42 protein-coding genes and 2 pseudogenes are annotated in these 26762 nt (G+C 49.7%); 39 read left to right on the forward strand and 5 right to left on the reverse strand.

The genetic code is table 11. The features are described 5' to 3' along the window. The 18 genes and pseudogenes from WMO23_RS06645 to WMO23_RS06730 all read left to right on the forward strand — a co-directional run. A pseudogene (locus tag WMO23_RS06645) lies at positions 1-217 on the forward strand (hypothetical protein); the annotation flags it as partial. 1 nt (position 218) lies between these two features. Beyond that, positions 219-545, forward strand: coding sequence for a hypothetical protein (locus WMO23_RS06650; RefSeq protein ID WP_020309795.1), 327 nt, complete (start codon positions 219-221; stop codon positions 543-545). 14 nt (positions 546-559) lie between these two features. Further along, positions 560-961, forward strand: a complete 402-nt coding sequence (locus tag WMO23_RS06655; protein ID WP_349173558.1) for a hypothetical protein — start codon at positions 560-562, stop codon at positions 959-961. Beyond that, entirely contained in the window at positions 954-1139 is a 186-nt protein-coding gene (locus WMO23_RS06660) for a hypothetical protein (RefSeq protein ID WP_349173624.1), read from the forward strand. Before WMO23_RS06655 ends, WMO23_RS06660 begins: the two co-directional genes overlap by 8 nt. 13 nt (positions 1140-1152) lie before the next feature. Next, positions 1153-1419, forward strand: coding sequence for a single-stranded DNA-binding protein (locus WMO23_RS06665; RefSeq protein ID WP_349173559.1), 267 nt, complete (start codon positions 1153-1155; stop codon positions 1417-1419). Continuing rightward, complete coding sequence (locus WMO23_RS06670; protein WP_349173560.1) at positions 1416-1811, forward strand: single-stranded DNA-binding protein; 396 nt, start codon at positions 1416-1418, stop codon at positions 1809-1811. The genes WMO23_RS06665 and WMO23_RS06670 overlap by 4 nt, the downstream gene beginning before the upstream one ends. A 23-nt stretch (positions 1812-1834) precedes the next feature. Next, positions 1835-2773, forward strand: coding sequence for a helix-turn-helix domain-containing protein (locus WMO23_RS06675; protein WP_349173623.1), 939 nt, complete (start codon positions 1835-1837; stop codon positions 2771-2773). A 38-nt stretch (positions 2774-2811) separates the two neighbouring features. Continuing rightward, positions 2812-3096, forward strand: a complete 285-nt coding sequence (locus tag WMO23_RS06680) for an HU family DNA-binding protein (protein ID WP_349173562.1) — start codon at positions 2812-2814, stop codon at positions 3094-3096. A gap of 204 nt (positions 3097-3300) precedes the next feature. Next, on the forward strand, positions 3301-3441 hold the full coding sequence (locus WMO23_RS06685) for a hypothetical protein (RefSeq protein ID WP_349173563.1): 141 nt from the start codon (positions 3301-3303) through the stop codon (positions 3439-3441). 1 nt (position 3442) lies between these two features. Continuing rightward, the gene (locus WMO23_RS06690; protein ID WP_349173565.1) at positions 3443-3700 is read left to right on the forward strand and encodes a DUF1653 domain-containing protein; all 258 of its coding nucleotides are present in this window, start codon (positions 3443-3445) and stop codon (positions 3698-3700) included. Further along, complete coding sequence (locus WMO23_RS06695; protein WP_349173567.1) at positions 3693-3938, forward strand: DUF3310 domain-containing protein; 246 nt, start codon at positions 3693-3695, stop codon at positions 3936-3938. Before WMO23_RS06690 ends, WMO23_RS06695 begins: the two co-directional genes overlap by 8 nt. Then, on the forward strand, positions 3931-4263 hold the full coding sequence (locus tag WMO23_RS06700) for a hypothetical protein (RefSeq protein WP_349173569.1): 333 nt from the start codon (positions 3931-3933) through the stop codon (positions 4261-4263). The genes WMO23_RS06695 and WMO23_RS06700 overlap by 8 nt, the downstream gene beginning before the upstream one ends. Positions 4264-4292: 29 nt before the next feature. Further along, the gene (locus WMO23_RS06705) at positions 4293-4736 is read left to right on the forward strand and encodes a RusA family crossover junction endodeoxyribonuclease (protein WP_349173571.1); all 444 of its coding nucleotides are present in this window, start codon (positions 4293-4295) and stop codon (positions 4734-4736) included. Positions 4737-4785: 49 nt separating this feature from the next. Then, positions 4786-5043 (forward strand): hypothetical protein, encoded by a 258-nt coding sequence (locus WMO23_RS06710; RefSeq protein ID WP_349173573.1) that lies wholly within the window; start codon positions 4786-4788, stop codon positions 5041-5043. Between the two features lie 30 nt (positions 5044-5073). Then, positions 5074-5256, forward strand: coding sequence for a hypothetical protein (locus tag WMO23_RS06715; RefSeq protein ID WP_349173575.1), 183 nt, complete (start codon positions 5074-5076; stop codon positions 5254-5256). 7 nt (positions 5257-5263) lie between these two features. Beyond that, a complete protein-coding gene (locus tag WMO23_RS06720; protein ID WP_349173577.1) occupies positions 5264-5914 on the forward strand; it encodes a deoxycytidylate deaminase in 651 nt (216 codons plus the stop codon). Continuing rightward, on the forward strand, positions 5886-6341 hold the full coding sequence (locus WMO23_RS06725; protein ID WP_349173579.1) for a hypothetical protein: 456 nt from the start codon (positions 5886-5888) through the stop codon (positions 6339-6341). Before WMO23_RS06720 ends, WMO23_RS06725 begins: the two co-directional genes overlap by 29 nt. A gap of 292 nt (positions 6342-6633) precedes the next feature. Further along, positions 6634-7866, forward strand: a complete 1233-nt coding sequence (locus WMO23_RS06730) for an RNA-guided endonuclease InsQ/TnpB family protein (RefSeq protein ID WP_349173580.1) — start codon at positions 6634-6636, stop codon at positions 7864-7866. Positions 7867-7976: 110 nt separating this feature from the next. On the opposite strand, the gene WMO23_RS06735 is transcribed toward WMO23_RS06730, so the two are convergent. From WMO23_RS06735 to WMO23_RS06755, 5 genes are read right to left on the reverse strand one after another with little or no spacing between them, the layout of a single operon-like run. Continuing rightward, a complete protein-coding gene (locus tag WMO23_RS06735) occupies positions 7977-8243 on the reverse strand; it encodes a helix-turn-helix domain-containing protein (protein ID WP_349173582.1) in 267 nt (88 codons plus the stop codon). 11 nt (positions 8244-8254) lie between these two features. Beyond that, positions 8255-8659, reverse strand: coding sequence for a hypothetical protein (locus WMO23_RS06740; RefSeq protein WP_349173584.1), 405 nt, complete (start codon positions 8657-8659; stop codon positions 8255-8257). An 11-nt stretch (positions 8660-8670) separates the two neighbouring features. Next, positions 8671-8874: a hypothetical protein gene (locus WMO23_RS06745; protein WP_349173586.1), complete on the reverse strand. Its 204-nt coding sequence runs from the start codon at positions 8872-8874 to the stop codon at positions 8671-8673. Between the two features lie 30 nt (positions 8875-8904). Beyond that, positions 8905-9120, reverse strand: coding sequence for a defense against restriction DarA-related protein (locus WMO23_RS06750; protein WP_349173587.1), 216 nt, complete (start codon positions 9118-9120; stop codon positions 8905-8907). 40 nt (positions 9121-9160) lie between these two features. Further along, the gene (locus WMO23_RS06755; protein WP_349173589.1) at positions 9161-9610 is read right to left on the reverse strand and encodes a hypothetical protein; all 450 of its coding nucleotides are present in this window, start codon (positions 9608-9610) and stop codon (positions 9161-9163) included. Positions 9611-9775: 165 nt separating this feature from the next. Here WMO23_RS06755 and WMO23_RS06760 point away from each other — a divergent pair, with 165 nt between their 5' ends. From WMO23_RS06760 to WMO23_RS06860, 21 genes and pseudogenes are all read left to right on the forward strand, one after another. Next, positions 9776-9973 carry a hypothetical protein gene (locus WMO23_RS06760; protein WP_349173590.1) on the forward strand — a complete coding sequence of 66 codons (198 nt, stop codon included), beginning with the start codon at positions 9776-9778 and terminating at the stop codon, positions 9971-9973. Positions 9974-10105: 132 nt separating this feature from the next. Then, positions 10106-10462 (forward strand): hypothetical protein, encoded by a 357-nt coding sequence (locus tag WMO23_RS06765; RefSeq protein ID WP_349173592.1) that lies wholly within the window; start codon positions 10106-10108, stop codon positions 10460-10462. A 50-nt stretch (positions 10463-10512) separates the two neighbouring features. Further along, entirely contained in the window at positions 10513-10860 is a 348-nt protein-coding gene (locus WMO23_RS06770; protein ID WP_349173593.1) for a hypothetical protein, read from the forward strand. Further along, the gene (locus WMO23_RS06775; RefSeq protein ID WP_349173595.1) at positions 10857-11354 is read left to right on the forward strand and encodes a hypothetical protein; all 498 of its coding nucleotides are present in this window, start codon (positions 10857-10859) and stop codon (positions 11352-11354) included. The genes WMO23_RS06770 and WMO23_RS06775 overlap by 4 nt, the downstream gene beginning before the upstream one ends. Before the next feature lie 383 nt (positions 11355-11737). Beyond that, positions 11738-11899 carry a hypothetical protein gene (locus WMO23_RS06780; RefSeq protein ID WP_349173597.1) on the forward strand — a complete coding sequence of 54 codons (162 nt, stop codon included), beginning with the start codon at positions 11738-11740 and terminating at the stop codon, positions 11897-11899. 103 nt (positions 11900-12002) lie between these two features. Next, positions 12003-12494 carry a transposase gene (locus tag WMO23_RS06785; protein ID WP_349173599.1) on the forward strand — a complete coding sequence of 164 codons (492 nt, stop codon included), beginning with the start codon at positions 12003-12005 and terminating at the stop codon, positions 12492-12494. Between the two features lie 83 nt (positions 12495-12577). Further along, positions 12578-14074 (forward strand): terminase large subunit, encoded by a 1497-nt coding sequence (locus tag WMO23_RS06790; RefSeq protein WP_349173600.1) that lies wholly within the window; start codon positions 12578-12580, stop codon positions 14072-14074. A gap of 199 nt (positions 14075-14273) precedes the next feature. Next, the gene (locus tag WMO23_RS06795) at positions 14274-16523 is read left to right on the forward strand and encodes a portal protein (RefSeq protein ID WP_349173601.1); all 2250 of its coding nucleotides are present in this window, start codon (positions 14274-14276) and stop codon (positions 16521-16523) included. Continuing rightward, positions 16513-16803, forward strand: coding sequence for a hypothetical protein (locus WMO23_RS06800; protein WP_349173603.1), 291 nt, complete (start codon positions 16513-16515; stop codon positions 16801-16803). Before WMO23_RS06795 ends, WMO23_RS06800 begins: the two co-directional genes overlap by 11 nt. Positions 16804-16805: 2 nt before the next feature. Then, complete coding sequence (locus WMO23_RS06805) at positions 16806-17939, forward strand: hypothetical protein (RefSeq protein WP_349173605.1); 1134 nt, start codon at positions 16806-16808, stop codon at positions 17937-17939. A 17-nt stretch (positions 17940-17956) separates the two neighbouring features. Further along, positions 17957-19165: an SU10 major capsid protein gene (locus WMO23_RS06810; RefSeq protein ID WP_349173606.1), complete on the forward strand. Its 1209-nt coding sequence runs from the start codon at positions 17957-17959 to the stop codon at positions 19163-19165. A gap of 64 nt (positions 19166-19229) precedes the next feature. Continuing rightward, the gene (locus tag WMO23_RS06815; RefSeq protein ID WP_349173608.1) at positions 19230-19562 is read left to right on the forward strand and encodes a hypothetical protein; all 333 of its coding nucleotides are present in this window, start codon (positions 19230-19232) and stop codon (positions 19560-19562) included. Then, entirely contained in the window at positions 19559-20215 is a 657-nt protein-coding gene (locus tag WMO23_RS06820) for a hypothetical protein (RefSeq protein WP_349173609.1), read from the forward strand. The genes WMO23_RS06815 and WMO23_RS06820 overlap by 4 nt, the downstream gene beginning before the upstream one ends. A gap of 11 nt (positions 20216-20226) precedes the next feature. Continuing rightward, positions 20227-20694, forward strand: coding sequence for a hypothetical protein (locus WMO23_RS06825; protein WP_349173611.1), 468 nt, complete (start codon positions 20227-20229; stop codon positions 20692-20694). Between the two features lie 4 nt (positions 20695-20698). After that, on the forward strand, positions 20699-22552 hold the full coding sequence (locus WMO23_RS06830; protein WP_349173613.1) for a hypothetical protein: 1854 nt from the start codon (positions 20699-20701) through the stop codon (positions 22550-22552). Between the two features lie 6 nt (positions 22553-22558). Further along, entirely contained in the window at positions 22559-23002 is a 444-nt protein-coding gene (locus WMO23_RS06835; RefSeq protein WP_349173614.1) for a hypothetical protein, read from the forward strand. Between the two features lie 47 nt (positions 23003-23049). Then, positions 23050-24138: a hypothetical protein gene (locus WMO23_RS06840; RefSeq protein ID WP_349173616.1), complete on the forward strand. Its 1089-nt coding sequence runs from the start codon at positions 23050-23052 to the stop codon at positions 24136-24138. 1 nt (position 24139) lies between these two features. Then, positions 24140-24994: a phage baseplate protein gene (locus WMO23_RS06845; protein WP_349173618.1), complete on the forward strand. Its 855-nt coding sequence runs from the start codon at positions 24140-24142 to the stop codon at positions 24992-24994. A gap of 318 nt (positions 24995-25312) precedes the next feature. Next, the gene (locus tag WMO23_RS06850; protein WP_349173619.1) at positions 25313-25909 is read left to right on the forward strand and encodes a hypothetical protein; all 597 of its coding nucleotides are present in this window, start codon (positions 25313-25315) and stop codon (positions 25907-25909) included. Between the two features lie 177 nt (positions 25910-26086). Then, positions 26087-26245 carry a hypothetical protein gene (locus WMO23_RS06855; protein WP_349173621.1) on the forward strand — a complete coding sequence of 53 codons (159 nt, stop codon included), beginning with the start codon at positions 26087-26089 and terminating at the stop codon, positions 26243-26245. Beyond that, positions 26245-26762 (forward strand): annotated as a pseudogene (locus WMO23_RS06860) (hypothetical protein); the annotation flags it as partial. The gene WMO23_RS06855 and the pseudogene WMO23_RS06860, both read left to right, overlap by 1 nt.

A 26762-nucleotide genomic window follows, 5' to 3' on the forward strand; every position in this document is an offset into this window, starting at 1 on the left:
GATCTGGTCGTTTGACCTAGAAGATTCTTTCGACACCGACGATTTGGAGCAGTTAATTGATGAAGGCGTTAGCCAATATAGCAGGAGCTGGACCAACTGGAGCCCCGACAAGCATGTAAATGAAATAGCCATCCTGTTTGTCGGCATCGCTATAAAAGTAGTAATGAACTATATCCCAACACTTGAACCGAAAAAGCCGAATCGAGGTGACGAATGACATGAAGTTCGGACGATTTGAGCCATGGGCCGAATACCATGAAGACGGAGAATACTATGAATTTCATTGCCTGAATGGCTATGGGGCTACCGTCGCTCGTGGCCAGCATGATGAATTATTTGAACTGGATGTAATCAAACGAAACCGTCTTTACCCTAGTTACTGGGATATCACGTTTGATACGCCGATTACAAGCGACGTCCTGGAGAACCTGGAAGTTGACGACGTCGTGAAGGCGTTGGAAGACATCAGCCGCCTGGCCGATGATTATGATTTGCTTCGCGAAAGTTTTGTAGATCACGACGGGAACGTTGTGTTTGTGGATTAAGGAGGGAAAGCCATATGCAGCCTACTGATAAATGGAACTACTATCTCGACGATGATGATTGCACCTGCGTGGACTTCTTTGATTCCAAGGAAGCCGCGCTCAAAGCGGCTATGGAAGACGCGAAAAGCGGATGCGTCGACACCATCACGGTCGGCAGGGTACAAAAATTTGTTCCGGACGTCAGCGTATATACAAGCCTTCTCATGGAAGCTTTGCAAAACCAGGCTTACGACGTAGCCGGGGAATATGCAGAAACCTGGCTGGCCGACGTTACCGACGGTGATTTGAAAGACCTGGATGATATTTTAGACGCAGCCTTCACACACTGGCTCGACCGGCATCCGGAGTATAAACCCAATTTTTACACGCTTACGGATACGGAAACGTTCGACAAGGGAGGTGATCCGATTGATTGACATGAGCATGGAACGCGTCCGGGCCGTGATTGATAAATCCTGCCAGGACGGAAAGAGCTACGCCACGATTGAAAAAGCGGGCGACGATGCGGTTGATGCTGCTGTTGCGCAGGCCATCGACGGCATGGGCTATAAAGTATCCGTTAATCCACAAGAAATACTTATCAGTTGGTCTTAGGAGGAATGAAAAAATGAATAATGTGCAACTCATGGGCAATCTGGCCCGCGACCCGAAAGTCAGCGTGACCCGGACAGGCAAGACCCTCGTCCGGATGACAGTGGCCTGCTCAAAAACCTACAAGGGGAGGGACGGACAGGCAAAAGAAATGACGTCATTCGTTCCGGTGACCTGCTGGCCGCCGTCGTCGGATCTTGCGCAGAGCCTCTTAAAAGGTGACCGGGTGGTAGTGATGGGCCGTTTCACGACCGACACCAGAAAAAGGAGTGATAGACAATGAATACAATCACAGTAATTGGCAACATTGGCAAGGACCCGGAAAGCCGGGTAACGGCCAAAGGGACGCCCGTCGTGACGTTTTCGGTAGCGGATAACAAAAAGCTGCCGGGGACGAGCGGCAAGAGCAAGGAAGACTGGACAAGCCAATGGTGGTATTGCACCGCCTTCAAAGAATTGGCAGAAGCCATTGTCCAGGACGTCAAGCGCGGCAATCGCGTAGAAGTAACAGGCAAGATAGATATGCATGAATACACCGCTAAGGACGGTACACAGAAAGTAGCATATAACTTACTTGTCAATCGCATTGCGAAGGTTGTACGGCCAATGAGGGCCAATAACGGCGGTTTTAGCAACATGGGTAGCGAAGTTGCCGACGAAGAAATCCCATTCTAGATTAAACCAAAGGGATGAAGACGATGCTATTTCAAGAGCGGTTGCGAAAGTATAGAACGGAAGCCGGATACAAGTCCGCTAAAGATTTTGCCGACGAATTGGGAATACCATACCCCTCTTATATGGCTTATGAAAATAAACAACGTGAACCTAAATACGACGTGCTAATGAAAATGGCAGATAAATTAGGCGTCACAATGGACGAACTATTGGGGTACGATCCAAAACAATCGGCAGAAGAGCAAACTGGATTTGATAAAAGGGCTATCGGAGAAAGGATTAAAGAATACAGAGTAGCACGCGGGCTTACACAGTCCGATTTAGCAAATAAAGCTAATATCACGCGCATTGCTTTAGGAAATTATGAAAGGGGGCAGCGTATACCGACTATTGATATATTTGCACGCATTGCCATGGCCCTTAATGTGTCCATTGATGAATTGATGGGATACAGACCGGAGCAATCATCCATATGGCGGTACGGGATAACCGAACCGACCATGACGTTTGGAGATAATTTGAAGCGTCTAAGAGAAAATGCCGGATACAAACAGGCAAAAGACTTTGCAAAGGCCGCTGGTATTCCTTATTCAAGTTATGCTACATACGAAAAAGGAAGTTGGCCAAATGAAGCCAATTTAACGATGATTGCTTCAACCCTGCATGTATCTATTGATGAATTAATGGGATACACGCCGAGACCATTATCCCCGTTACAGCAGATAAAGCGAGATTTTGAAAGAGCTGGATATGAAGTAAACGAAGAAGGGGAACCATGTGATAGTTATGAAATAGCTACACCTAGTGAAAAATATCCTTTTCGCGTCGAAACCCAGGATGATCTAAAGCAAATCTATCATCAAATCAAGCTTGACGTACTACACGCTCAGAAAAAAGTTTGGAAAGACAATATTTACAAATCTTTGCTGAAATACGAAAGAAGAAAATATCACGAAAAATAAAAGTATTTCATATTTTTACAAAAGAAGGAGCAATCAAAATGAAAAACATCACGAAAAAAGCGTTTATCGACACGGTAGCACAGCGGAGCGGCAAGACGAAAGGCACTTGCGCCCGTATCGTGGATGAAATGTTGGGTACTATCGCCGACCTCGTAGCGCAGGACTGCAAGATTACCTTTGTCGGGTTCGGCTCATTTGAAAAGAAATACGTAGCACCGCGCACGACACGCAACCCCCAGACCGGGGAAATGATGGAAACGACCGGCCATAACAGCATGAAATTCAAGGCCGGAAGTATCTTAAAAGAACGGCTTAACCAGTAAGCGGTGATGCAATGTGACACGCTGCTATTACTGTCATAAGAAGCTCACGGGCTACCGGCACTATGTGGTGACGGTAGACGGGAAACTCATGCCGGTATGTGCAGATGATCGGGAATGTCGGCCACGGGCGATAAAGTGCCACGGGCCGCGACCCGGCGTCGCACACCAGGCAAGGAATAAAGTGTTGGAAAGGAACAAGCATAAATGAAAGACACGTTGAATATCGCAGTCGGTAACTGCTTTAGGAAACGTAAAGAGGCGCTTAGCCATAAAGACGCCATCATGAAACGAATTGAAAAAGCTACGAAACTGCTGGAAAAGTTACGGGATGAAAGGGATGAATAACATGGAACTTTTTTTCATGCACGATTATCCGAGGCCGGGCGAAAAATGGAAACACTTCAAAGGCCATATCTATAAAATCATCTGCATTGCAGGAGATACAGAAAGAGACGGGCTGGACGTGGTGTACCAGGATACCCAAAAACCTAAACTCATCTGGGTGCGGCCACTGCGAATGTTCATGAGTGAAGTGGACCACGAAAAATATCCGGAAACGACCTGGAAATGGCGTTTCATGAAGGTGGGGGATGCAAATGAATGACGTACAGCACCCGAACCATTACACATGGCGCGGTACGGAATGTACGAAGGCCATTGAAATCATGACCAGCGGAGCGACGGGAGCTGATGCCATGTACATCGGCAATATCGTCAAATACCTGTACCGCTACCCGGCGAAAGGGACACCGCTAAAGGACCTCATGAAGGCCCGGCAGTATTTAGATTTTTTAATCACGAACGAAGAAGTCAAAGAAAAGGAGCATGGAAACCATGACTAAAGTAGAAAGAATCAAACTCGAAGCGACGTTGGCAACTATCCTGGGTATCAGTAGCCCGGACCAGAAATTCTCCATTACGATAGAAGGCTTCACTTACAAAGACATTACGATGCGGACACACTTGGCAGACGTGATGCTCATCGTAGCGAAGTCCGCACTCAACAACGAACCGTTCAAGGTGACGACGGAACACATTATCGACCTCGACCCGGAAGAACCGGAAGAAGATCAGGACGACATGGACGATGAAGACGATAAAATCATCGCAAACCCGGAACAACACCTCGTCGACTTATTGCTCCACACTTTCGGGGAAAAGAAATGACATACAAATTCGTCATCCACGGGCGCCCCGTGACTAAGAAAAATTCGCTCCAGAAGACGCGCTACGGCCTTGTACAGGGTAAAGCCTATAGAGAGTATGCAAAGGATGCTTTATGGAAGTTAAAAGCCCAAAAAAAGTCTATTAAGCCGATTGGATGTGCCGTTACGATGACCGCGAGGTATTATATGCCGAACCGCAAGGGCTGGCCCGATTTATTCGGGCTGGTCCAGGCGACGGCAGATATACTTGAAAGCGCGGGAATCATCGAGGACGACGGCTACATAGCCCAAATCGACGGCTCGATGATAGCCGGTATCGACGCCGAAGACCCGCGCGTAGAAATCACTGTAAGCGAAATAACGGACTTAGAATTTCCACTATATGAACTACACCCGAAGCTAAAGAAAAAGCTCGCAGAAGGAAATCTAAAGCGATTAACTAAGACTAGAAAGAAACAACATGAAGCTGAGTAATATATTTACCGTCTACGTTGTCTTAATTTTATTTTGAGAGGTGTAACAAATGAAGGCTAAATATTTTTGTGAAAAATGCGGAAGCAGATATAACACCGCCGAAGAAGCAGAGAAATGCGAAGCCCAACACGGCCATATAGTTGTAGCGCACGTTATCCCAGGTAAAGTGTATAGCTGTGGCGCATTATGCCCCGACGAGGTTTACGTAAAATTTCGCAATTACAAGGGCGAAGAAAAAGCGGCAAAATATGGGTTTGCGTGCTACGAAAACGTGGACTTTGAGGCCGTGAAAAAGATATATGAATAAAAAACATATCTTAAATGGTAGGTGATACACATGGAAAATTGGTATGCACCCGGAGAAGTAGTAACTCATCAGATGAGCGATGAGGAAAAGCAGCTGTATGAAGAACGACGCCGGAAGCGCTATCCATGGGAAACGAAAAAGAGCAAACGCGACCTGGACGCGCATCATATCGGCGCGCATCGTTCACCGTTCTTTATGTGGAAAAGGAAGTGACAGGAAAATGGAAGTGATTCACACCTCAGAATGGGTTGTCAGGAATACACTGGCCCTTATCCGCTATAAAGTAGAAGGCAACGACGAAAAATTCAAGGAAACGGCGTTAGCAATCTCCCGAAAGCTGGATTCAGAAGGCCGGTGCGACGCGGCGCTATTTATCCGCGCGCAATACAATGAGATACCGACATTCATCCCCATGGGAATTAGTTATGTACGCCCGTCTAAGGACGCGTACTATTTGGGCATAGCAAAGGCCGTAGCACAGCGTGCCACGTGCCTGCGGCGCATCTACGGGGCTGTCATCGTCAACAACGACGAGATTGTCAGCACCGGTTATAACGGCGCACCGCGAGGCGAACGGAACTGCTGCGATACCGGAAAATGTTACCGCCGTCTGCATCAAGTACCGCACGGTCAGATGGTGGAAAAATGCATATCGGTACATGCAGAAGAAAATGCGATCATATCAGCCAGCCGCCGGGAAATGCAGGGAGCTACCCTGTACTTATGGGGCATGGACGTAGAAACCGGGAAAGAGCTTCCGAACCCGGAACCATGCTTACAGTGCTGGCGTCGTATCCATAACGCCGGAATAGTGAGAGTCGTAACGATGGGAGGGGATGCACATGCACCACAATCAGCGCGCCGCGATTGACTCCACGACGCGGCACATAGAACTCGTGTTTTACCGGGAACGAGAAATCAAGCGGGCCGTACGACTAGCCAGGGAGAACGTCACAGGCGGCCATAGCGGCGGCAGTAATGGCCATGCCTTTGTATCGGACCCGACGGCCTTAGAAGGCATACGGCTGGCCACGGAGCTAAAGCAAGTGACGTTGTCAGACGGCGTCGTCATCAAACGGCCCGAACGATGGCTTAGACTCGTATCCGGGGTATATGAAGTCCTGGACGACATTTCACGGCGTGTAGCTACCTGCAAATACCATCGCCGGGAAAGCTGGAAAGCGACGACAGTAGAGTTGGGGATTGACCGCAACACGTACTATACGATAGTCAACGACGTGCGGACACTGGCTAAAATGGCCGCGTGCCAGCTGGGACTAATCAAAGTAATAGAATAAAAAAGAAGGGCGACTCATTGCGAGCCGTCCTTTTTGTGTATACCGCATGGTTAACGTATTTGTTGGCATTTTTGATTGCTTTTATTGTCCCCGTTTGTTACCCCTATTGTTCCCGAAACCGAAAAACCAATTGTTTCACCAAAAACGCGCGGGCGGAAGCCCCTGCCTTCAGGCATGGGGAGGAAGCTCGCGCCCCATTGATACTAAAACAACTCAATATGTAGACCTCCAATTCATTGATTTTCGCTACAAAATATGTTATAATTTTAGTAGTGAAAAGAGGTGAAAACAAATGGTCAAAACCCTAAAACTTAGGATTCTCCCTAATGATGAACAGATTGCCGCTCTCAACCACATGTCAGAACAGTATCGGCAAGCCTGCAATTTTGTTTCTCAGTACACCTTCGACAACGGCATTGAGCTTAATTCTTTTAAGCTCCAGAAAGCCTTGTATGCTGATGTACGAGAAAACTTCGGGCTTAAAGCTCAGATGGCTGTATCAGTGTTCCGCACCGTAACTGCACGGTATAAAACCGTACAGGAACAACTTCGTCAGAATCCTTATCATTTTAAGGATGAATATACTGGCGAATGGTACGATATACCGAAAGACCTCAGTTGGCTCCGTAAGCCCATCATCTTCCGCCGTCCGCAAGTGGACTTGGTGCTAAAACGAGACTATTCGTTTGACTTCGCCACGCATCAACTTTCGTTGAACACTCTCGGCAAGCGTATCAAGCTCGACTTCGTAGACGGTTGCTGGCAAGACTATTTCGACGGCTCATGGACTTTTGGGACCGGTAAGATTGTCCAAATGAAGGGCAACTGGTATTTCCATATCCCTTGCTCAAAAGAGTCGGATGAAGAGCTTATCCGTGAACAAGTCCAGCACGTTGTTGGTATTGACAGAGGCTTACGTTTCTTAACGTCTACTTATGACGAAAACGGCAAGTGTACTTTTAAATCAGGCAATGCTATACTCCGTAAACGGCAGAAGTTCATCGACCGCAGGAAAGAACTCCAAAGCAAACACACATGGTCTGCGTTTAAGGCTTTGAAACGTCTATCTGGACGAGAAAACCGCTGGATGTCTGACATAAATCATCAGGTTTCCAAGACACTCGTAGAGAAGTACGGTTCAAACTCCTTGTTCGTAATTGAAGACCTGACTGGCGTTAGCTTTGAAGAATCCAACCTTAGCGGTACGAAGAAGCAGAACCGTGAGAAACGTTCATGGGCTTTCTATCAGCTCGAACAGTTCCTGACCTATAAAGCCGAAGCTGTTGGCAGCAAAGTCCTGAAAGTTTCTCCGAAGTATACCAGCCAACGCTGTCCTAAGTGCGGACGAATTCATAAGGCTAATCGCCACCATGATACCCATGAATATATCTGCGACAAGTGCGGTTATCGTTCAAACGATGACCGCATCGGTGCTATGAACATACAGTTCCTCGGAACATTATGGGTATCAGGAGACGAACATCCGCGATTCGGAATCCGCAAAGAAATAACTTCTGCTGAGTAAATCTTGGCAGAAAAACGGGCCTCGTCAGTGTCCCGATATGATGTAGACGGAGTGAGGAAGTCGAATAGACGTTAATACCTCTGCAATACCGAACTACAAGCCCCCCGGCTTTAGCCGTGGGGTGACTGACCATTCGCCATTTCTATTACAATCTTTGCAATGCGGTTTGCATCATTATGGGGTACATACCCTAATAGGTCATCTATTGAGGCATGTAAAAGGTCAGCAATTTCACACAACTTATCAAATTTAGGTTCTCTTTTTCCTAGTTCGTAAGCACCGTAAGCGGCTGGAGTCATATTGAGCCGTTTGGCTATTTCAACCCTCGTCAAGCCGCGACTTTCTCTTAAACGTTTCAAATTCCCCTTAAAATCCATGCTCCCCACCTCTATTTATTCCACTCAGCGACGCCCAGTTTAGCTGTCCGCTGGGGCCGTTCGTCGCGGTGGTCAATCCACCAGGACGCGCTGGCATGGCCTCCATACCAGGCAAGGCATTTATCTGCTTGTTCGCCTGGATAATGGGCCAGCCATTCACGGGCGGCCGCCATCTTTTCCTTGCGGATACTTTCAGCCCACCGGATTTGCTTTTCACTGCCGGTAAGAGCCGGAAGGCCGTCCGCTTTAGCCTGCTTAGCCGCTGTTGCGACTTCTTCCTGCCGGGCCTTTTCATAGCAGTCTGGGCAGACTGCGTAATTTTCATACCAGGCAATCTTTTTTTCTCTTTCGGCAGCCGTGCCGTAGATCTGGACAGTACCCGTATGACCGCAAGAGAAGGTTACATCGTATTTCATATAAATCCCTCCTAATCTTTAGGAAAATCACGCATCCGGACGTCGGCAAAGTCGTCGTCATCCTCTAACCAGCAGTGTTGCTGGCCGCACGGACCGACGACGTGGTCAGCCCGGTCCCGCCAGTTGTCATCCCGAAAGCCGCAAGATTCCGGGTACGGGCAGTCTGCGCAACTCGTCATGTTCTGCAATTTGATTCTAAATTCGTCGATTGTCATAATATCTCCTCCTGTCGTTATTATACCATGCTACCACGGCAAACTATCTGTAACGCCGCCGCATTCCATTTCATAGTCATCCATTTCTTTATCACTCAATGGGCGGTCATAGTAGACAATGCCCCAATGGTGATGATTAGACGGCGTCACGCCCTGTTCATCCGTAAAGCTTACGAACTTATCGGGCTGAGTACCGATAGATACGGGACGTTCGAGCATGTAGTAAAAATAATAAGCCTTCTTCATAGTATCATCCTTTCTAGGGGCCTTGCGGCCCCCGTACATACTATCTAGCGATTTTCCATATTAATGCGCTACGGCGCTTGATTAATTCGTCGCGCTGGGCTTTGACTGCATAATACCGCGGCTTTTCACTTTCGCCGTCGCCCTCTACTTTGAAAGTTTTGACGATGTCGTACATCTTTGTTCCGAGGGCGTCAATTTTTCCGTCCAAGACACTAATTCTGTATTTAATGGAGTCGTATTCTGCCAAATCCTTGATGTTGTTTATAATCATTGCCACCTGTGTGCCGTCTAATCCCTGGATACGAAGCAGCGCTCTTAAAACCGCTAAATTACATTCGTAACGGGTGTAGCAGGTTTCCGAATAATGCGAGCCAGGTTCAGCTAACCGCCATTCGCGGTAGTTGTACTTGAGCGATTCAATTTCACTCGAGATTCTCTTCTGCAATTCTTCTCCGTCGATAGTGTAGGTGTTTTTCTTTAACATTGTCATGATATTTTCTCCTCTCTGTAACTGCATTTCCTTTGTTGTCTACATAATATCACGAGTTCAACCACTTGTCAACAGTAAAAATAGAGTTATTTAAAAATTTTTAAAGGTTATTGACTTTTTAAACACGGTTATATATACTATAGATAACAGAAAGGAGAAAACATCATGACGAAAGAAGAATTTAAAATTATGTGGAAGAAATGGCTTGTCGAGATTGGCAAGTCGGAAACGGAACTTTGCAAAGAACAGGGACTCAAGCAACAGACATTCAACGCAAAGACCAGGAACGCTACGATAAAGTATATCGAATTAGACGATATTGTTAGTCGGTACGGCTACACAATAGAAATCAGAAAGAAATAAAATAACTTAAAAAATACAGTTGACAACATGATAAAACGTGTTATAATATAATCAAGGAAGGGGAAAACAAGACCTTCCAAAATAAATCTTGAGTCGGCACCCGACAGGGAAGTCCGCAAGGAGGAAAAGAACATGGCTACATATTTCGAAATAAGCTCGCTACCAACGGTCAATGATGTAAATCATGACAAGGTAGAAGCGTTAAAAAAATCTATCTTGTCAAACGGCTGGAAAGGCGCCCCGATTCTGTACACGAATCTGGGCCTTGTAACCGGCAGTCACCGGCTCGCCGCTCTTCGCGAAATCGAAGAAACGGAAGACGATGATGATGTCCTCTTTGAAAACATCGCTGAAGATGTCACAGACATCATCAACGATTACTGCGAAAAAAATGATATGACGTGGGACGAACTTGATTTTTCCAGCCTGCGTGATATTTTTACCGGAACGTGGGTTGATGAATACAAAGACGATATCGAAGAGTGGTAAAATAGTTAGGCGGTCAGAAATGGCCGCCTTTTAAATAAGGAGGAAAAAGCATGAAAAGAACAATTTACATGAGCGAACCGCTCGAACGGCTCGCCGATGAAACACGCGGAGACAGCCGCCGCACAAGCGGTTTTTCTCGTCGGCTAGGGGAGATTGTTGAAAGGTATCAGATTATGCTTGATTTAGATACCCTGCCAGAGCTGACAGACACGGAGCTGGCGATTGTGGGAGAGGTACTTTGTGGCGCGGTCATTGACCGCCGCAAAATCCGTGGCCTGCATCTTGACGTGCTGGATGCAACCACCGGATCCGATGATGATCGGAAGCAGCTGTCGGGAAAAATCGAAGCACTGACAGCTGGCCAGCGGTTGGCGCTTGTAGAAAGTTTAGGGCTATGAAGAAAGACGACATAAGAATTGGGACTAAATTTGGCTACTGGACCGTTATCGAGATACCAGATGCGACCCGGCATGATTATGTACGATGCCGCTGTATTTGCGGTAAAGAAAAAGTGATTTACGTTTATAATTTGCTCCAGGGCAAATCTCTTTCGTGCGGATGTAAGCGGAAAGAGGGAGACAGCCTGGTGCTTAAAGACGGACGTAAATTGACGGCCAAAGTACACCAGGAACACGTAGCTATTAAATACGCCGGATTTGGACGTAAAATTAACGTAAATAATGGCACCGGAGTCCCCGGAGTGTCTGTTTTTAGAAACGGCCGATACCGGGCTTATATCAGCATAGGCAAAAGACAAATTCATTTGGGATTCTTTGACAAGCTTGATGACGCTAAAGCGGCCAGAAAAGCAGCAGAGAGGAGATACTTTGCAGACCGGCAAGAAAAGGCCGACGAAATCAGGAAGAAACTCAAAAAGGGCAGCTCGAAATGAGCTGTCCTTATTTTTTTTTGCCATTTTTGCTTATTCTAAGAATAACCGCCATGAAAAACACGTATAATAATAGTGTAAGGTTTTAGCGTAAAGAACTAAAACCACCGGACAACAAACGGCGGCGAGAAGTGCAGTAGATGGCGCTATAGCACTCCGCCGCACACACTGTCCACACAATCCTGTTACACCTCTGTAAAAAGGTTTACACACAAACACATAGACATTGGGCCGCCTTCCTGCTTTGGCGGCTCTTGTCATATACGGGAGAAGAAGCCATGGAAGAAATCAAGCCAGCAATGGAGCAACAGCAACTGAGCAAAATAAATCTCTTTGCTATCGCACAGCACAAAATAGATGAGGCTACCCGTAGAGGGGCGGCCAGTGTGCAGATCATATTGCCCACGGGCTATGATGACGAAGCTGTCGAAGACTTGATATGCTACCTGGAGGTACGGCAGTACTACGTCAAGTGGTATCACGGCACGGACTGCCTGGAAATGTCCTGGAAGTGGCATGACATCAAGACAGTCCACGACAAGCAGTAATGGGAATTGGACATATAAACACATGCAAGGCCTTGTAAAAGCCGCTTAGAACGGCATACAGGGCCTTAATTTTTTAAGTATACGGTTAAAAGGTGGTGATACAGTGGCGAAAGGTAAGTATCAAGAATGGTTGACAAAAGAAGGCCTGCTTAGATTGCAAGGATGGGCCAGGGACGGCCTTAGCGATGAGCAGATAGCCACTAATATGGGTATCACCGACTCAACGTTTTATGAGTGGAAAAAGAAGTATTCGGATATTTCGGAGGCCCTAAAAGAAGGAAAGGGCGTTGTTGATAGGCAGGTAGAGAACGCGCTGCTCAAATCGGCACTGGGATACAAATACGACGAAGTCACAGAAGAACGGCGCGACGATATGCTTGTCGTGACGAAAGTCGTACATAAAGAAGTACAGCCAAACACGACGGCCCAAATTTTCTGGCTGAAGAACCGGAAACGTGCGGAATGGCGTGACCGCGTGGAAAACGCTATCACTGGCGCGGACGGCGGGGCGGTCAAAGTCGAAACGCTCACAGACGCCGACGTAGACGCACGTATCAAAGAGCTTGAAAGCAAGCTAAAGGGCCTTGATAAGTAATAATTATGCACATTTGGCTGGCTTAACCCGGGGCTGATAGAATGAAGTCAACAAAAACAACGAATAAAACTAGCAAAAAGAGCTTGAAAGAGAAAGTCGAGCTGATGCGGCTGATGGAGTGGAAAGTCTGGAAGAACGACCCGACGGCTTTTATCAATGACTGTTGCTTCACGGTCAACGAAGCGAAGAACGGGGCTGTCGAGCATTTCCCGAAGCTTGATTACCTGGCCCGCGTAGATCAGATTATCCATGGCGAGCAGGTAGCGGCCTTCCCGAAGAGCCGACGCATGATGATGACGTGGCGGTGCCTGGCTAATCTCCTGCATTACGCGATGTTCGGGAAAAACCTGTCTATATTCGTGCAGTCTAAGAAATACGACGATAGCGCTTATCTGCTGGGGGACAGCCGCTTCATGTTTCTTTACGAGCATCTTCCCAAAACACACGAATGGCCCGCCGTCGAGAGAAAGACACGCTCCAAGATGGGCTATGACTACATCAAATTCTCCAATGGCGTCGAGTTGCGAGCCGTCGCAGAAGGTGCCGACCAGCTACGACAGTACACCGCATCGGTTGTGTACTGCACAGAAATGGCGTTTTGGGACTTTGCACAAGCGACATGGAACTCACTCCGCCCGACGATTGAAGGCGGCGGCCGCATCTTCATTGACTCGTCAGCGAATCCGGGATTTTTCTGTCAGTTGGTGACTGGGCAATTAAACGAAGGAGAGCCGGAAGAAGAGCAGGAACCACATGATGTACTGAAAGGAGTGCATGAGTACCGGCGCAACGGCGTGTACATTGCACGTATACACTACATTGCCGACCCCAACAAACGCAGTGAAGAATGGAAAGCACACGAAAAAAGGGGCACGACAACCGAGGGCTGGGAACGTGAATATGAAATAAACTGGACGGTATCGGCTGAACCGAAATACTATCCGGAATTTGATTACAACCGACACGTAGCCAACGAAGAGCTGCACCCGATTGAAGGGCGGCCGCTCCTCTTGTCCTTTGACTATGGCCTCACTCCGGCTACCATCATTGCACAGACAACGGCTAAAGGGCAGTTGCTCATCTTATCTGAATTGCAATCATGGGATTGCGGGATGTTGGCCCACGGCCGTGCCGTACAAGCGGAATTACAGACGTTTTACAGCGGGTACGAGTACACGGCAGTCGGCGACCCGGCGGGCAACCAGCGCGCACAGAGCGACGAAAAGACTGCGAACGAAATCTTACGCGACCGTTACGGTATTATCGTCGAACCGGGCGAACTCACGCAGACGGGCCGCAGTGAAGCCGTACGATACTATCTCACGACGCTTACACCCGACGGCAAACCGCTCTTGCAACTAGACCCGCGCTGTCAGATGCTCATCGAAGCATTTACGGGCGGGTATCATCGTAAAGTCGTAGCCGGGCGGACGCTGGATGAGCCGGAAAAGAACGAATACAGCCATCTAATGGACTGCCTGGCATACCTTTGTGCCAAGCTCTACCGGGACAACACGTCCATGGCGGACAAATGGAAGCAGATGACCCGTGGCAAGATGCACCGGGCCGGGTGCATGTAAACGCGTGTAGCAACGCCGCACCGGACAAGGGCGACTCCACGGTAATATGCTCCTTTCTATCATCGGCGGGGCTGACGACCCCGCCACCCATGGCGATGTAGGTTAAAGTAAACCAGCTATAAGCTATCGCGGTTCAAGCCCGCGCATTGCCACATAGCCCTATTGAGGGCCTTATTTAGCTATCAATCGAGGTGATGAGATGGAGGATTTAAACCAGAGCCTGTCCGCCGCACAAGACACAGGCGGATTGTTCGGCCGGGATGCTCCGCAGCAGATGAGCGTGACAGACTGGCTGTTACAGCAGGCAGAGCCGGAAGAACAGCCGGTATCCCTGGACACGCTCAACGACGACGAAATCAAGAAGATCATGATGAGCGTCAAAGACGGTATCGACGTCGCAAAGAAATACTACGAGGGCACTGTCGAACCGAAACTGATACACCGCCGCAAGTTACGCAACGGCAACCAGGACTTATACGAAAAGAAGTTGCCGAACTTGTCTAAAAAGAGCAAATTCGTCAGCATGGACTTCAGTAACATCATTGAGTGGATGAAGCCCAGCCTTGTAGAAGTCTTCATCGGCAACGAATCGCCGGTTACTATCGCTGGCAGTACCATCCAAAACGACGACACGGCCACGAATATACAGCACCTTGTCGAATACCAGCTTACCCGCAAGAACAACTATACGTCCCTTGTGAATGACGTCATCGACGACGCATTGGGGACGAATCTAGGCGTTGCTAAAGTATGGTGGAAGCGGGATGAAGACCGCACGCGTTACAAGCTCATGTTCGACGTGAACGATATGCAACAAGCGATGATGCTCACGCAGGCGTCGTTGTCGGGCGAAATAGAGATACAGAAAGTCAAGCAGCTGAAAGACACGCCGGATCTGTATGAAGTGCAGTTCGACCACGTCAAAGTCACGGCCAATTATCCTGTCGTCGAGTATGTACCGCCCACAGAATTACGCTTCACGCCGGAAGCCAGCACACTTCAAAAGTGCAAATTCGTGGCACATCGGAAGATTGTGAAAGGCGACTATCTCAAGCGTAAAGAGCAGGACGGGACTTATCAAAACGTCGATGAAGCGCTGGAAGCGTCAGGCGATACGAAGTACACCTCTGCTGACGAGTACATCAACAAAGAGCTGTCCGACGACCACATGCGGCCGAATGACGGCGATAATGCGTCTAAGGACGTCGAGCTGTACGAGTGCTATGTAGACGTGGACTACAACGACGACGGCATCTACGAGCATTTGATTGTTCATTGTGTCGGTGATACGCCGCTGTCTATCCAAACCAACGAGTTCGATATTGCTCCCTTCTTTGCGATGGGGAGCGTACGCGAAAGCCGCAAGATATTCGCCGACATGGCCCTGGCAGAGCAAGTAGAAGGCTTACAGGACTTAAAGACAGCACTTATCAAGCAGATTGTCATCAACGTTGCGAAAAACAACGACCAGCAGAAGTTTATCGACTATACGGCGGTAATGGATATGGACGCCCTGCTTAACGGCGATGAGTACGTCCCGATTAAGGGCGACCCGAACGCAGCTATAGCGAACCCGCCGCCGGCGAATATCTCACCGCTCACGATGGACTTGGTCAACTACGCCGAAAGCGAGCTGGAAAACCGTACCGGCAGTACGAAGTACAACCAGGGCTTAGACGCCAACTCTCTCAACAGTACGGCCACGGGTATCACGGCCATTCTCGGCCAGTCAGATAAGCGCATACGGTTGATTGCCAGGCTGTTCGCGGAAAATTGGATAGTGCCAATGGTCCGCTTCCTTATCCTGCTCAACAAGAAGTACGGCGAACCGGTGCAGACCTTCCGCTTTAAAGACGAGGAAGTCTCCATTAAGAGCGAAGACCTTGATATCGACTACGACCTCATCATCAACGTCGGTAACGGCGCCGGTACGAAGGAAGCACGGATACAGAGCTATATGATGCTCCTTAGCAACGTATATCCTGTACTGTCACAGGCAGGCGTAGCGACTCCCAAGAGCTATTACGCCGCAGGCACGGCGCTCCTGGAAGAAATGGGCCTCAAGAATACGCAGGGCATTTTGCTGGACCCGGATTCGCAGGAAGCCCAGCAGATGCAGGCACAGCAAGCCCAGCAGGCTGTACAGACTGCACAAGCGCAGGAAGCCATGGATTTGCAGAAACAGCTCACTTTGAAGCAGGCCGACTACGAAGGCAAGGCCGCCGTGGCGTCCATCCCGTCTATCCGGGCGAACATGAACGATTTGCCGCTTGACGCACAGGTGAATGTCATCAACACCCGGACGGCAGGCAACACCAGCCCACAGGCCATGATCGAGAAAATCGCACGGGACCAGCTGGCACAGATGACGCCGCAAGCCCCACCGGCACAGCCGGAACCGCAAGCCCCGCAAGTACCCCAGCAAGGAGGCCCCATGAATGGACAGTAAACTAAAGACCTTACTCGATACCATGCGGAACGGCGATGAAGCGGCCCAGAAGCGATATTTAGCGGACCTCATCACGAAGGGCCAGCAGGCGGAGGACCTCAAAGCCTTCCTTGACGACTGGCTGAAAATTGAAGAGCAGACAGCCCTAAAGGACCTGGACAGCCCCACGAAGCCCGCTGACGACGTGAAACGCGACTACCGGGCCGCTATGAGGCTGTACCACTACATGACAGGAATCATTGATATTGCAAAGCAAAAGCGCAACCAGAAAGGAGAATAGACGTGATTGACTTTAATTTACAGTTGTTTGCAGAAGGAGAAACGACAGATGTATCCACAGCAACAACTACCAACGGAAACGTCGCGGGCGCCGCCCAGGAATCACAGCCGGAGTCTTTGTATCTCGTGACAGACCCGCGCACCGGCAGGAAGCGCATTTCCGCCGCGAAATCCGAGCCGACGGAACCAGTAGAAACAAAGACAGACGAACCGCCTGCACAGGATGAGCCGGAATCCCAGCCCGCGGAACCAACCGAACCGACGGAAACGAAACCAGCCGAACCGGCGGCAACCGAACCAGCTGCCGAAAAACAGCCCGAACCGCTCATCCACACCGAACCGTACACGCTGGACGAACTGAATACCGCTATTGCACAGGGGAACGTCAATGAAAGCCGTATCCCCCAGCAGTATCAACTGCAATATGCACAGTACCAGCAGGAACAGGCACGCCGTCACCAGCAGTACCAGCAACAGCAGCAGTCCCTGCAGATGCAGGCCCAGCAACAGCAGTTGGAACAGCAAAAGCGGATGTTCGCCGATATTGATAAGGCCGCGACTGACCAGGCCATGAAGGCCCTTGGTATTACGCAGGACGATATTGATACCGCCGAATACTCCGACGACGACGCCGTGAAACAGAAGGTAGCGCATTTCAATACAGCCAAATCCTACTACAAGGAGCAGCTTATTGGCGCTATCAAGCAGCAGCAGATGCGGACGCAGGCCGCACAGAACGAACAGCGGGCCATTTATCAGAGTATTGTCGATTTTACGCAGCAGAAACAGGCCGAAGAACCTCATTTTGCCGACATTAATCAGCTAATGGACAGTTATTATCAGACAATGCCGTATAAAGACGCCGCTGTCATCGGGGATGCTATCAAAGCCCTCCAGGACGGGAATATCAACCCCACGCAGTGCAAGGTGCTCGAAGGCTACTACGACAAATGCCGCACGGCATACTACGCAAAAGCGAATGATCTGACGAAGCAGCCGAAGAAAGTACCGGTCCCGAAAGTCGAACAGCCTGGCACGGGCGCGAAAGCACCGGCCAAACCCATTGATTTTACGCAGATGCGAAATATGACAGTCCGCGAACGCCGCGCGTTCATCGCAGGCCTCAGCGGCAGATAAAGGAGAGATGAAAACATATGGCATATGATGTACAGAGAAACTTGAATAAATCGACCAACCAGTCGTACACCTACGACGCTATTGGCCATGCAGAGGATATCAGCCCTATCCTTACCAATATTACCCCGGAACTTACCTTGTTCTATTCTAAATTCGGCGACTCCGAACCGGCAAAAGCCATGAACTTTTCCTGGATGACGAAAGGTTTGTTCCCGCCGCAGGATAACGCCCACCTCGAAATGGAAGACTATAAGTTCCAGCCGGGCGGCTCCATCGAAGGCTTGTCGAACAACGTCCAGTTCTTCCAGAAGACCGGCATGGTATCCGACGCACAGAACAAAGTCCAGAAAGCCTATCAGAACGAACACGGCTCCGAACTTGCGGACCTCCGTTACGATGCTTATACGGGCCTGGCACAGGATATTGAATACATGCTCGTCAACTCCACGAATAAAGTCGACGGTTCGACCACGGTACAGCCCCGTTCCGGCGGCGTACCGTTCTTCATGCAGCAGAACCTCATCGACGTCACTGTTTCCACTACGGATAACACTATCACGTCGTCCACGGAAACACACCTGGCTACCGGCGATATCTGCTACTTTATCGCTGACACCATGCCGACGGGCCTTAAAGACGGCCTCTACTACTACGTACGCGTAGACAGCGTCAACAGCAAGAAGCTGACCATCTTTGATACGCAGAAAGGCGCTATCGAAAACATCGAAGACGACCAGGCCACCCTGTCGGCCGCTGGCACGAACGTCAAGATTGTAACGAACAACGTCCTCTCTTTAGGCAAGAAACGCACGTACACCCTCGACGACATCAATAACGCTATGGAAATGACGTCCAAACGCGGCGGCCATCCTACGCAGGCGTATATGTCGTCCAGTAAGTACCGTGAATTCATCAAGCTCGTCCTGGCTACTATGACGTCTACGCGCAAAGGCAATGAAAAAGCCGATGCCACGGAATTCGCCACGTCCTACCAGGGCGCCTTTGGCCTTATCAACGCCAACGTCCACCCTATCTACCCGGACAACCGTATCGACATCCTCGACCTGTCTTACTGGGATATGAAGTACCTCGACAAACCGCACGAAGTATCGCCCGAAAAACTCAGTAAAGACGGCACGTACGAAAAATTCGTCATCGAAGCCAGCCTGGGCCTCAAAGGCACACAGCCGAAAGCGTCCTGCTCCATCGTTGACATTAAGCGATAGTCAATTCCATAAGAGAAGGGGTTCATGACGCCCCTTCTTTTTATATAAAAGGTGGTGACTCTGCATGATAACGAAACAGAAGATTTACCAGAACGGCGACGAAATCTGTTTGCGAAACACTGTCGACGTATCGAGTGCCGTGGATGCGGCCCGGCGCGTCAATGAGATTGACAACGGCGGCTGGGCCGGCGATAAGAACGAACGGATTCAGCTCATGGGCTTTATCCCGCCGGAATTCTGGGGATCCGACCCGTGGCTCATCTGCGCGAAACGGGCTGAACTCGAAGGGAACCAGGCAAAATATCAGTACTACATCCAGAAATTCTTTAGTGTATGGAAGCAGTTCGCCGTCAACCACAAGAAACGTACGTGGCGTGGGGCGGTGTTGCTGGGATGATTACCGCGAAATCACTCAAACAGCTCATCCGCTATAAACTGGGGGATAACAACGAAGTCCAGTACAGCGACTATGACATTCTCCAGGCCATCAACGAAGTATTGCGTTACGTCAATCAGTACTACATCAACAGCGACTTCCTCGAAAAGGTCCAGCACTACCGGCAGGACGACATGAACGCGGAGATTGACGAGTATAACGCCAGTCTATCGACGGGCCCGTCCGACGGAACGGCTGTAACGCCGACGCCGAAAGAGCATATCGACATGCCGATTACCGGTGTAGATCTGCCCGACGACTTCCTTACTCTCGTCCGTATCGTTGACGGCCACGGGCGCGACCTTCATCCAGGAGACGCTATCCGGCCGCCGCGCTGGGATGAATACAAGATATTCAACAACAAGCTCTATGCCGGGGTGAAAGACGTAGACATGCTCTATAACGCCGCGTTCCTTAGTATCACTGACCTCGATACCGGGAAAATCGACCTGCCAGCCGTCTTCCTTGATTCCTTGTGCAAGCTGGCCTGTATGGTCCTCACACAGACACCGGACGGCGATACCATGCAACAGGCCGTGGAAGCGGCCCTGGCCAATGTCGTACCTATGCGGAAATACGCCAACACAGAAAAGCGTATGCCGTTCATCTGCTAGGGGGTGACTGAATGGAAGTAGAAGACGCCATTACCCGTATCCGGCAGGAAACGCATGACATTAGCAAGGAATACAGTGACGAACGTTGCTTACAATTCCTCAATACCGCTACGCAACAGGTGGCAAGCCTGCTCATTGGGGCTAAATGGCCGGTACTCGTAGAAGAAACGACCATGAGGGACGGCGATTCCATCCCGAAAAACTACATGAGCGCTTGCGGGACGTATCCCCTGTCCATGACAGCCGGGACTGTGCATATCACCGACCCCGACGTAACAGCCGTCAAATTCAGATATTTTGCAACGCCTGCCCTTATCGAAAGCACGACGAAAGAGCTGCCATTCAACCACGACGCCATCAACGATATCATCGTCAAGTCGGCGGTCCTCCTGGCGCTCAATGAAAACGAGTATGACATAAGCCAGGATACGAATATCGTCAATGCTTTACAGCAGGCAATCAGCACAGGAATGAGTTGATGCTATGGCAGAATACAAGAAACAAGCACTGACATTCCCAGACCTTCCGACCGCTATCCAGGGCGACGGAAGACAGCTTATATCCCTCTTGCGGAAGTACCTGAAATCCGTTAATGAGCAGGTCAACGTAGCTAATGGATTTACGGCAGACGATGTAGATGCCTCGAACAAAGGCGACTTCCCCATACCGCGGAACTTCACGCTGACATTCGACCGGCTGGGCGGGGTACTCAACTGGGACGCCGTCGACGACGCCGACCTGGCTTACTACGAAGTCCGCACCAATGCCGACGTCGGCAACGCCTATGGCCTGCTGGAAAAGACCGTGGCTACATCCAGCCTGTCTATCCCCACGACGGCCAGCGGCAAGATATACCTGTTCGCCATCAGCAAGCACGGCAAGGTATCAAACGGCCGGACAATCACGTATAACAAGCGAAGGCCGTCCGCACCGTCTGACATATCCTTTACCAAGAACAACGAAGGGACACTCATTACCTTCCTGGAGATACCGTCTAACTGTATCGGCGCTAACCTATACATTGACGGCGTGAAGTATCAGGCCGTGGATAACGTCTTCTTGTATCCGAACACAGATATCAAAGAGTTGTATATAGCCTATTACGACCAATTCGGAGAAGGTGAACGTGCCTACCTGTCCTGTTTTGTCCCGAACGTCACAGGCTTCTGGGTAGAAAAGAACGGGGCCAACCTGTATTTCTACTGGGATGCTTTATCTATTTACAATATCAAGTACGTCGTGAACGTCGGGCAGACGCAGGAATGGGAGCAGGGCACGGAAATCTTCCGCTCGAAGGTCAACAAATATCGCTATATCCGGCCGAACGAAGGGAACTATTACTTCATGATAAAGGCCGTCGACGACCACGGCAACTATTCCGTGGATGCGGCCTGGTATTACCTCTCCAGCGACCCGGAAATCAATAAGAACGTCATCCTCGACTATAACCAATACAAGCTGGGCTATAGCGGGATAAAGACGAACATGCACTACAACGCGGCCATGGAAGGCTTGCGGCTGGAAAAGGAATCCTTCAACGGCGAATACCTCATGAAAGTATCGTTGCCGCAGAAGATAAAGGCCCGTAACTGGATTGACTGCAAAATCAACGCCGTTACGGAGCAGACGCTTCGTGTATGCGACATGACTTTCACCGTTGATAGTTACGAGGCGTCGCACATCCTGGTATGCGGTATCCTGGGCGACCTGGACGGCGTAGAGCTTAAAAAGCAGATAGCCCGGTATACCGGCAAAACCGATGATACCTTTGATGCTGTCATCGACGGCACAAGCACGGCCACGGGCGGCACACTGCTGACGGAGAAGAACACAAGTTATGCCCCGGTACGCTGGAACGACGGCGCACTCATCACCGATGTAGGCCAGCTGGAATACTCATGCAGTATCCCCGAAACGTTCTCAATCGGATTCTGGTTCAAGAAGACGGCTCCGCTCACGGACTGCTTCATTGCAGAGATGCGCGGAAATAAGCCGAACCAAGCGGACTACATCGCTGTCAAGGATATGACTTTCACCGTCGACAGCTACGAAGCACAGCATTTAGGTGCTGACGGCATATGGCGCGATATTACGCTGTATATCGGCTATGACAAGCGGACTGACTCGTTCTATGTACGGGATACCGTGAATGAACGGATACTCAGCTTACAAATTGATACCGCAGATAGGGACTGGCTGTTTTTCGGACTCGCACAGAGCGCCGACAAGCGGCTTTTTTTTATCCGCGAATTCGACCTTGATACGACCAAATACATAAAGGCATTCATTCCGCCATGCACTGCATTTGATCGTATTTTCTTTAACCCAAAGGAGTAAAAGCACATGAATAAAGACGAAATGAAAATCAAAGGCTCTTTGAACGTTGTCATCCATCACGCCAACGGCGACGTAGAAACCCGCCATAAAGACAACCTTATCTTGAACGGCGGGTTTGACTATATCTGCGCCGCTATGGCCAACCCGACGCGCCCGGCCGTCATGGGGTATACGGCAGTTGGCACAGGCACGACCGCCGTTGACGCTACACAGACTGCATTGGTTACGGAAATCAAGCGGAAAGCGGCCAGCTACGCTCATAGTTCCGGCACGAAAGTCTTTACACTGACGACGACCTTTGACGCCGGGGAAGCGACCGGCGCCATCACGGAAGCCGGTATCTGCAACGCTGCAAGTGGTGGCACGTTCCTCGACCGCGTCGTATTCGACGTCATCAACAAAGCCGCTGACGATACCATGACAACGACCTTCCAGTTCACCTTGTCGTAACGCCTATGGATATTGCCAAAACAATCACGCTGTACAACCTGGATGATGTGACATTTACACTGTCGGATGACCGTGCCAGCAAGCTCCTTGATGGTTTTGGCAAAGTCGTGTACAGCGCGACGAATAAGGAAACCGTCTGGTTGCTGGATTCATTGCGTAAAGCATCCCAATTGAATAAAGGGGAAGACCTTGCTGTTATCGAGAATAAACGGCAGGCTATAGAACATGAGCTGTATGACGGACTGCATATCATGGACGAATGGCGGAATGATATGCGCGCATTGGCGCGTGAACAGGTAAAGGCCATGGACTACATCACCAAACATGCCGCGTCGGCGCAGTTCGATGAGTTCCATGTACGGGACGGCTATAAAAAGATATGGCAGGCCGTACAAACCTTCCAGGAAGAGCTGAAAACACTCGATAAGGTGTACCGGAATATCTACGCGATTCGTGATGATCGTATCGCCATCGCCGACAAACGGCTAGTGAAACTCGAACGCACTCTGCATGAAGCCGTGGAAACCGACGAGTCCTTTAACCGGGATATGGTTTTCATCCGTGGATTCGAGGATTTGGCCCGTATCGGCGACGGCCTTACAAGGGATATAGGAAAGAACTCGGCCGAAGATATTGCCTTGTACGACGCATTCGTAAGGGCTAGTAACGGCTATATCGAGTCGGTACAGGCCATTTCCTCATTCCGGGAGGCAGACGACTTCCTGGCTATGTCGGATACCCCACCGCTGCATGAGCAGTTCACGGATTTCAACGTAGGGGACTATGAATACGAAAAGGCCCTCTTGCGGCTCCGTGTGGTCAGCAAGGCCACGCAGGCACAGCCTTTGTTGTACGATGTATCGCCGCACGTTGATATCGACGATACCGATGATAAGGGGCAGCTTGAAATCAAGGATACGACAGCGGCGACGAAGGCCTATTACAACAAGCATTACTATAACGCCCCGGAAGTCAACGCCATGGTCAAGGGCGGAACGGGCACGACGACGCCCGTACCGAATATCCTCACGACCGACGGGCAGGACGACAAAGGGCGCTACTTTGAAATCGAATTACTGAATAGTTCCGGCAACCGTACAACGGGTATCGTCTCGTGGGTTGCGAAAGGATGGTAATATGCAGGAATATAACGAACTGGTCACGACGGACGCCTGTAATACGTATCTGGAGAAAGCGGACAAGAACATTCAGTCCGTAGCCAGTACGTTCTCCGGCACGGCGTTCCCAACGACGAACCTTGCTGTCGGGATGCAGTGTATGCGTACCGACGACAGCAACAATATCTATAAATTGACATCTACAAGCCCGGTAACGTGGGAATTGGTACCGTCTAAATCTTACGTCGATAACGCCGTCACTACCGGCGTGAAGAGTATTACGAATTTCAAGGGGGCCACCTCTACCGCCGCCGGCGCGGCTGGCCTTGTCCCAGCCCCGGACAAAGGGACGCAGACCGACTACTACCTGTCGGCAGATGGCACATGGAAGAAGGTACAGCAACGTACTGTTAAAGAAGTCATCGACATCGTCCATCCTGTCGGCAGTATCTGGGAAACCACGACGACCGACGACCCCAATACCTTATGGGCTGGTACGACATGGGTCAAGATGGATGCAGGCCGCGTGCTGGTAGCCGCTGGCAGTTATGCCGAAAGCGGTACGACGTATACTTACAACCTTGGCGATACAGGCGGGGAAGCGAAACACCAACTCTCTACCGAGGAATTAGCCGCGCATGGTCATACAGCTAGTGTTAGCGCCGATGGCCAACACAACCATTTATTTTGGTCCATCACGCAAGGCCAAGACCAAAATGCTGGTGATGGCGGTAATAACTATTGGTCCACTAGGAATACAAGTGATAACGGGTATCATACACACAGTATCACGATTGCCAGTACAGGCGGTAACGTAAGCCATGAAAACAGGCCTCCATATCAAGTCATTAACAGATGGAAGCGCACGGCCTAAGCGGTCCTTTTCCACCTATTCACGACGGTGTAGGGCTGGCGGTTTTCATGGCTGGCATTGCTACCCGTGGAACTGATGGGAATGCTATGGGAATGTGTGGCGTTGATAGTGATGGTTTTCGGCGTGTTGTTCCCATTAGAACCACTATGGGTATCACCGTTCCAGTCTGAACCACTGATGATACCGCTTAATGAGTTATTCGGCGAGTTGCTGACGCCCTGTTCAGATGTACTTGACCATGTGCCCACAAGGGAAGCCGTGGAACATGAATTGCCGTGCGAATGGTTCGCTAGTTCATCGGTAGAGAAAGGATATTTTATGAGAGCTTTTCAGATTTTAGATAATGACGTCCTTATCATCAAGGACAATGAGCAGTACACCGATACTGCAGATAATTTCAAGGCAGACAGCGGCCTTTCCAGCCTGCCTGCCAAAGTCATTTACGACGACACCCAGAAACAGTGCCTTGTGGATGATGATTTTAAAGATTATCCTAGCGCCGAATATGACGGCTATATCGACAACGTGACGGCCTATATCGAAGCCAAAGCGAAGCGGGAATATGTACCGCCCACGCTCAGCGAATTAAAGACACAGGCGCTTAATGTGCAGTACAGCAAGTACCTTGCGAAGAAGGAAGCCCCTGTCACGGTAGATGACCTGCAATTCAGCACCGACGAAAACAGCCAGCGCGAATGGCAGATTACCCTTACCTTGATTAGCGATAAAGGGCCGTATAAGGTGCGGGACTCGTCTAATAGTATCGTATTGGCTGATGTAACGAAAGAACAGCTGATGAAAGCCGGAGAAGCCGCCAGAGCGCAACAGCTTGCGGCTTACGAGTGGTTCATGGGTATCCGTGACGCTATCAATAATTGCAAGAATGAAGAAGAACTGGCGCCGTACATGACCTAACAAACGGCATGGTTAAGCCATTTTCATGGTATTTAGCATAAAGAACACATTAAGAACAGCGATGCATGGCGTAACCTAGCCGCTTACCGGCTCTTTATCATTGACTGTAAAGAGCACGTTAAGAACACGAGGTGATTAAAAGAAATGAGTAATGTCGCAATAGATTTGACTAAAACCGTGAAAGAAATCATCACGACGATGAAGACAGCTATCGACAATCTCAATACCAACGTAGACTCGCTGAAAAGTGAAGTAGAAGAAATAAACACCCCTGTTTACTATCTAGATAGCGACGGGTGTTTGTGCGAAAAAATATTTGTAGAGGTGACTGAATAATGGCAACAATAACACTGACTGACTCACAAAGAGTACCTGTTTTGTCCGAACAGAAAAAGCAGACAGAGTATATGCAAATCATGGCCGATTCGCTCGATAAAATTGCACAATCGACGTGGAAAGATAATGGTAGCCTGGATAACTACATCGTAACGTTGTTGGATGGAACAAAAGAAAAATATGAAGCCGTACAAAAAGCCTGGTTTATTCAAAATGGTGCAGAAACGGCAGACAGCGCGACACTGACAGCGCTGGTTGACCGCTGGTATACTATTACGCGTAAACCGTGGAATGGGTGGACGCGGTTCTACCATACTGACGTCTCGTCCGTATCGACGGGTGAAAAAATGGGCGATTTGAAAGGCATGACCTTAGTACCGTCTACGGATACCGTGGCCGGGCAGGACGATTTCGCGGGCAATCCGCTTTTTGCCATCACAAAAGTCAACTGGACCATGGCGAACAGCCAGCCAGTCATTACTGCCATCGAGGGCATTTCGCCAGATTTCGAGATTGA

Origin of the sequence: Megasphaera intestinihominis (assembly GCF_040096415.1) — a bacterium.
Classification (GTDB): Bacteria; Bacillota; Negativicutes; order Veillonellales; family Megasphaeraceae; genus Megasphaera; species Megasphaera intestinihominis.

Coding starts and splice junctions, on each gene's coding strand:
- WMO23_RS06800 (WP_349173603.1), top strand. CDS start 16,513: ATGGACAGTAAACTAAAGACCTTACTCGATACCATGCGGAACGGCGAT.
- WMO23_RS06850 (WP_349173619.1), top strand. CDS start 25,313: ATGAGAGCTTTTCAGATTTTAGATAATGACGTCCTTATCATCAAGGAC.
- WMO23_RS06845 (WP_349173618.1), top strand. CDS start 24,140: ATGCAGGAATATAACGAACTGGTCACGACGGACGCCTGTAATACGTAT.
- WMO23_RS06830 (WP_349173613.1), top strand. CDS start 20,699: ATGGCAGAATACAAGAAACAAGCACTGACATTCCCAGACCTTCCGACC.
- WMO23_RS06775 (WP_349173595.1), top strand. CDS start 10,857: ATGAAGAAAGACGACATAAGAATTGGGACTAAATTTGGCTACTGGACC.
- WMO23_RS06685 (WP_349173563.1), top strand. CDS start 3,301: ATGAAAGACACGTTGAATATCGCAGTCGGTAACTGCTTTAGGAAACGT.
- WMO23_RS06760 (WP_349173590.1), top strand. CDS start 9,776: ATGACGAAAGAAGAATTTAAAATTATGTGGAAGAAATGGCTTGTCGAG.
- WMO23_RS06680 (WP_349173562.1), top strand. CDS start 2,812: ATGAAAAACATCACGAAAAAAGCGTTTATCGACACGGTAGCACAGCGG.
- WMO23_RS06770 (WP_349173593.1), top strand. CDS start 10,513: ATGAAAAGAACAATTTACATGAGCGAACCGCTCGAACGGCTCGCCGAT.
- WMO23_RS06720 (WP_349173577.1), top strand. CDS start 5,264: ATGGAAGTGATTCACACCTCAGAATGGGTTGTCAGGAATACACTGGCC.
- WMO23_RS06715 (WP_349173575.1), top strand. CDS start 5,074: ATGGAAAATTGGTATGCACCCGGAGAAGTAGTAACTCATCAGATGAGC.
- WMO23_RS06650 (WP_020309795.1), top strand. CDS start 219: ATGAAGTTCGGACGATTTGAGCCATGGGCCGAATACCATGAAGACGGA.
- WMO23_RS06745 (WP_349173586.1), bottom strand. CDS start 8,874: ATGACAATCGACGAATTTAGAATCAAATTGCAGAACATGACGAGTTGC.
- WMO23_RS06700 (WP_349173569.1), top strand. CDS start 3,931: ATGACTAAAGTAGAAAGAATCAAACTCGAAGCGACGTTGGCAACTATC.
- WMO23_RS06665 (WP_349173559.1), top strand. CDS start 1,153: ATGAATAATGTGCAACTCATGGGCAATCTGGCCCGCGACCCGAAAGTC.
- WMO23_RS06730 (WP_349173580.1), top strand. CDS start 6,634: ATGGTCAAAACCCTAAAACTTAGGATTCTCCCTAATGATGAACAGATT.
- WMO23_RS06735 (WP_349173582.1), bottom strand. CDS start 8,243: ATGGATTTTAAGGGGAATTTGAAACGTTTAAGAGAAAGTCGCGGCTTG.
- WMO23_RS06690 (WP_349173565.1), top strand. CDS start 3,443: ATGGAACTTTTTTTCATGCACGATTATCCGAGGCCGGGCGAAAAATGG.
- WMO23_RS06755 (WP_349173589.1), bottom strand. CDS start 9,610: ATGACAATGTTAAAGAAAAACACCTACACTATCGACGGAGAAGAATTG.
- WMO23_RS06795 (WP_349173601.1), top strand. CDS start 14,274: ATGGAGGATTTAAACCAGAGCCTGTCCGCCGCACAAGACACAGGCGGA.
- WMO23_RS06765 (WP_349173592.1), top strand. CDS start 10,106: ATGGCTACATATTTCGAAATAAGCTCGCTACCAACGGTCAATGATGTA.
- WMO23_RS06750 (WP_349173587.1), bottom strand. CDS start 9,120: ATGAAGAAGGCTTATTATTTTTACTACATGCTCGAACGTCCCGTATCT.
- WMO23_RS06710 (WP_349173573.1), top strand. CDS start 4,786: ATGAAGGCTAAATATTTTTGTGAAAAATGCGGAAGCAGATATAACACC.
- WMO23_RS06670 (WP_349173560.1), top strand. CDS start 1,416: ATGAATACAATCACAGTAATTGGCAACATTGGCAAGGACCCGGAAAGC.
- WMO23_RS06815 (WP_349173608.1), top strand. CDS start 19,230: ATGATAACGAAACAGAAGATTTACCAGAACGGCGACGAAATCTGTTTG.
- WMO23_RS06675 (WP_349173623.1), top strand. CDS start 1,835: ATGCTATTTCAAGAGCGGTTGCGAAAGTATAGAACGGAAGCCGGATAC.
- WMO23_RS06835 (WP_349173614.1), top strand. CDS start 22,559: ATGAATAAAGACGAAATGAAAATCAAAGGCTCTTTGAACGTTGTCATC.
- WMO23_RS06740 (WP_349173584.1), bottom strand. CDS start 8,659: ATGAAATACGATGTAACCTTCTCTTGCGGTCATACGGGTACTGTCCAG.
- WMO23_RS06810 (WP_349173606.1), top strand. CDS start 17,957: ATGGCATATGATGTACAGAGAAACTTGAATAAATCGACCAACCAGTCG.
- WMO23_RS06825 (WP_349173611.1), top strand. CDS start 20,227: ATGGAAGTAGAAGACGCCATTACCCGTATCCGGCAGGAAACGCATGAC.
- WMO23_RS06820 (WP_349173609.1), top strand. CDS start 19,559: ATGATTACCGCGAAATCACTCAAACAGCTCATCCGCTATAAACTGGGG.
- WMO23_RS06725 (WP_349173579.1), top strand. CDS start 5,886: ATGCACCACAATCAGCGCGCCGCGATTGACTCCACGACGCGGCACATA.
- WMO23_RS06655 (WP_349173558.1), top strand. CDS start 560: ATGCAGCCTACTGATAAATGGAACTACTATCTCGACGATGATGATTGC.
- WMO23_RS06695 (WP_349173567.1), top strand. CDS start 3,693: ATGAATGACGTACAGCACCCGAACCATTACACATGGCGCGGTACGGAA.